A 4,200-nucleotide genomic window follows, 5' to 3' on the forward strand; every position below is an offset into this window, starting at 1 on the left:
CGCCCTTTTTTAGATTGGCGATCCATGTCGATAGATCTTCTTCCACTTCCATTGCAAACCTGGTCACTCGTTGTGGTCATCACGTTCTACCTCGCAATTGTGGTCACCCGGCCGATCAGAGTCGAGCGTGTTTGCGAGTCAGGCTTTGCCTTTTTTGGGTCGTGGATTTCTTTGGGGCTCGGATTTCGTTCGAAATCCTCGCGGCCAGAATCCGTGGTCTGATCTGCGACAGTCCGAGTCGCGTGCCCGTCGAAAGGTTTCTCTTTCGAACGTTCCGCGGGAGATGACTGTACCCCAATCGCATTCGCTTTCCGTGTCAGGGCATCGCCATGCGACCGCTATGATAGAGTATTCTGAGATTCGACGCCCGGGGGGCGTTAGGTTCGGTGAAATGGGTGCGTTGGCGGTGAATCGGGTCGGTGAATCGATCGCGTCATGCCGCCGAAGGTGACTGGGCGAGTTGTAGCTAATTCAGAAAGAGTGGACCGTGGCCGGGGAAAAGAAACTAACGCCAGACGATTTAGCTACGGTGGATCAATTATGTGATGAGTTCGAGATCGCATGGCTGCTCTCCGGCGGAAGAGAGTCGCTCAGTCGATGGGTGGAGAAGGCCCCAACGAAACTGAAGTCGAAGATGTTTGCAGAACTCTTGGCTCTCGACGGACAACTGCGGACACGGCAAAGTGAATCATCGCTGATGAGTTCCCTTTCGAAAATTTGCCCGTTTGATGTCGTGATGCCGGGGCCTGATGAGTCCTCGTTTCTCGGCGATGGACGGTTGCCCTCGATCCGGACGGCACGACACGCGTTGATCGACTGCCCGACTTTTGCGGGACTCGCGCGAACGGTGGCCGAGCGACTCGAAGAGTCCTTTACCGAGAGCCGGTTTGTCCAAGGCGACGCGGTGATGGAACAAGGCGAGCCGACTCAGGGGCTGTTTATCGTGCTCGCCGGGCAGTTGGAAATTCATAAGCAATCGGAAGCCGGTAAAACCGAAGTGCTCGACCGGTGTGGCCCGGGAAGTGTCGTCGGTGAGATGTCGTTGTTGAGCGGACAGACATGTACCGCGACGGTGATTGCGAGTGGCGACGTGCAAACGATGACGCTAAGTGCGGAAGCATTTGCGACACTCCGAGAAGATTACCCCGAGATCGAAATCGCGTTGAGCCAGTTGGTCAGTGACCGACTCGGCAGCCGCGAGGTCGACGCGTTGTGCGGTCGAACGCTCGGAGGTTACCGCCTCATGCGTTGCATCGGCCGGGGCGGGATGGGCGTCATCTATGAAGGGTTTCGGGAGGACGAGGTGAGGCGACCGGTAGCGTTAAAGATGTTGCGACACCGTTTCGTGCACGACTCGGCTGTGGTGGACCTGTTCCACCGAGAGTCGGAGGTGTTGCAAAGCCTGCGTCACCGTAACGTTGTGAAGGTTTACGATTCGTTTGTGGACGTGCGGACGCGTTTCTTTGTGTTGGAGTTGTTTGACGGGACTGATTTAAGACGCGTGCTTCGGCAACATGGTCGTTTGGGCGAACCGGTGGCGCGTCGTCTGGTCGGACAGATTGCGTGCGGGTTGCGGCACGCCCATGCTCAACGCGTTGTTCATCTCGACGTGAAGCCGGAGAACGTTTTGTTAGACCAGCAAGGGCGGGCCGCGCTTGCGGATTTTGGATTGTGTCAGGATTTGGATCAGGATCAATCCGATCTGTATATTAAGGGGACACCCGCCTACATGGCACCCGAACAGCTCTGCGGTGACGCGGTCACAGCGAGTTCGGATTGGTATGCGCTCGGTTGCATGATCGCGGAGTTGCTGACAGGCCGGCGATTGTTTCAAGATCGCGACCCGGTGAATTTGCTCGAACAGAAACGAGCAGCGATGCCTTCGGAGGCGTGGCCCAAACTCAACATCACTGACGATATGCGCCGTGTGTTGCACGGCATGCTGCATCCCATCCCCGACAAACGTCAGGTGAACGTCGAACGATTGTGTGCGTGGAGCGAAGACGTTCCGGAACTAAGCGTTGAAAAGACTTAGCTCCCCGACCGGGGTGTGGCGAAGTGAACGCTTAATTTGAGCGTCCTTCGTTTGGTTATTCCAGAAAGTGCGTAATTCACTGGGAATACGTGCGTTTTCGGCGCAGCTCGGCTCAAACGCGAAAGCGAATTCGCGTTTTCTGTGTCGTGACGTCTGCTGTCGTGTTCATGTGAAATCTCGTAGAATCCGGCCGTTGGCGGAACATCGACCTCACTACGTATCCCACATGGAGTACAGATTATGTTGGCTTCGCACATGCCCAAGGTTTCGCTCTCTCGTTCAGCAGAGGTAGTCTTGGAAGAGGCGAAATCAGTTCGGTTTTTCAGCTCGGTTGAAGAGTTGGTTGAGGCCGCCGTGCCCGCCGATCAGATGGACGATCAAGGCTACTTTACGGTGGGTTATGACGTCGACGGAATGTTCCGACCGGAAGCGAAAGTTTGCCGGGTGAAGAACGGCGTTAGCGCAAACTACTTGGAAGAGTATATGAGGCGGCGCGATCCCGAATGCATGGTGATCGCCGATGATCGTGCCACCGACAAGATGACCTACAAGAAGCGTTTCGGAGGCGAGTTCGAGGATCTGCGTCAGGAAACGTTTGATTGGTTGAAGACCCAGGACTTGGCTTGTTTCTTCTTTGACGCCGGACGTGGCGGCAAGGGGTTGCCCGCCGTTGCGATTTGCCCAGCCAACGCAGGGTTCTTCGCGTTGGGTTTGGCGATGCTGCAGGGCATTATTCCTGTGGAAGAGATCGAAGCGAAAGGCGACGACTACTTCCATTCAGCAATCATCTACATTGCACCGCCGTTTAGGCATTCGCACTTCGATGGCAAACAAGTCGTCGTGCACAATCGTCGGGACGAGTTGCACGAGCTATACAGCTACAATTTGTATCCAGGCCCGTCGGCGAAGAAGGGCGTCTACGGCATGTTGCTGACCTTGGGTGAGAAAAACGATTGGACGACCGCACACTGCAGCACCGTCCAGGTCGTGACGCCTTACGACAACACCGTGACGATCATGCACGAGGGGGCCAGCGGTGGCGGTAAGAGCGAAATGCTCGAGCAGATGCATCGCGAGTCCGATGGTCGGTTGCTGTTGGGCAAAAACACGGTCTCGGGTGAGCCGCGACACGTGACGCTGCCTTTGGGATGTTCTCTGCGGCCGGTTACCGATGACATGGCATTGTGCCACCCCGATTTTCAAGACTCCACTTCGCGTGAAAGGAAGCTAACCCTTACTGATGCGGAGCACTCATGGTTCCTTCGCGTGAACCACATCACTCGATACGGAACCGACCCGCACCTCGAGCGATTGACGATTCACCCCGACGACCCGTTGCTGTTCTTGAACATCGACGCAACACCAGGTTCGACCGCGTTGATTTGGGAACATATCGAGGACGCTCCGGGACGCCCCTGCCCCAATCCGCGATTGGTGTTCCCACGCAGTAAGTATCCCGGCATTGTGAACGACCCGGTGAAGGTCGACATTCGCAGCTTTGGAGTGCGTTGCCCGCCATGTACCCGCGAGAACCCGACCTACGGAATCATGGGAATCTTCCACTTGCTGCCACCGTCGTTAGCGTGGTTGTGGCGGTTGGTCGCCCCGCGTGGGCATGGAAACCCTTCGATTGTCGACACGCAGGGGATGAGTAGTGAAGGTGTGGGGTCGTATTGGCCGTTTGCCACGGGGCGCCGCGTTGACCAAGCGAACATTCTTCTGCACCAGATCATGAACACGCCTGACACGATGTTCATTCTGACTCCGAACCAACACATCGGTTGCTGGGAGACAGGCTTCGCTCCGCAATGGATCGCTCGCGAGTATCTGTCGCGTCGCGGGACGTCAGAGTTTCCGAGCGACAAGGTCGTCGATTCGCGTTGTCCGCTGTTGGGGCAAACTCTCAAAACACTTCAGGTGGAAGGTCAGACGATTGGTCACTGGTTCTTGCAGGTGCAATCGCAACCGGAAGTGGGCGAAGAGGCCTATGACGAAGGTGCTCGGATTTTGACAGAATTCTTCCACGAGCAAATCCGCAACTTCCTCGTGGACGATCTCGACGCACACGGTCGTAAAATCATCGAAGCGTGCCTCGACGGTGCCAAGTACAGCGATTACGTCCAACTTTCAACTGACTGAATCGTTGGTTGATCGCGTGTGAGAAC

Annotated in this window: 2 protein-coding genes; both read left to right on the top strand. The window is 56.1% G+C overall.

Features of this window, described 5'->3' with window-relative positions:
• The first annotated feature begins 529 nt into the window (after positions 1-529).
• Positions 530-2,035 carry a protein kinase domain-containing protein gene (locus RSSM_RS16395; protein WP_236621189.1) on the top strand — a complete coding sequence of 502 codons (1,506 nt, stop codon included), beginning with the start codon at positions 530-532 and terminating at the stop codon, positions 2,033-2,035.
• 240 nt (positions 2,036-2,275) lie between these two features.
• Positions 2,276-4,174, top strand: coding sequence for a DUF4914 family protein (locus RSSM_RS16400; RefSeq protein ID WP_008680988.1), 1,899 nt, complete (start codon positions 2,276-2,278; stop codon positions 4,172-4,174).
• The last annotated feature ends 26 nt before the right edge of the window (positions 4,175-4,200 follow it).

The sequence above is a fragment of the Aporhodopirellula sallentina SM41 genome, from assembly GCF_000346505.1.
Lineage (GTDB): Bacteria > Planctomycetota > Planctomycetia > Pirellulales > Pirellulaceae > Rhodopirellula > Rhodopirellula sallentina.